The organism is Corynebacterium sp. UMB0012, from assembly GCF_030216265.1.
Taxonomy (GTDB): Bacteria; Actinomycetota; Actinomycetes; order Mycobacteriales; family Mycobacteriaceae; genus Corynebacterium.
The window spans coordinates 1-315 of sequence record NZ_JASOKQ010000083.1 but is presented as its reverse complement, the minus strand read 5'-3'; the positions used below and the strand labels follow the sequence as shown (position 1 = coordinate 315).

Here is a 315-nt window from a genome sequence, read left to right as displayed (position 1 = left end):
TCTGGAGGTCAAAAACAGAAAATTATTTTAGCTCGTAATGAGATACATAATTTTTCTATTATTTTAGCTGATGAGGCAACTAGTGCAATAGATTCAAAAAGTAGCTATCGCATTCTAAAAAATTTAGTATCATCGAATAAAACAGTTATTGTAATAGCGCATAATTTAACTCCAGCCATGGAAAAACTATTTAGTAGAAAGATTAGCCTTGGAAGCAATAAGAGGTGAGTATAAGTGTCTTTTAAAGATCTATATGCTGTTAATAGAATAAGAATGATATCGCTATTAGTTCTAGAATTCCTAACTTCTGGTTTG

The 315-nt window shown here is 30.2% G+C and carries 1 pseudogene; it reads left to right on the top strand.

The features are described 5' to 3' along the window. Positions 1 to 228: pseudogene (locus QP324_RS11950) on the top strand (ABC transporter ATP-binding protein); the annotation flags it as partial. Between the last annotated feature and the right edge of the window lie 87 nt (positions 229 to 315).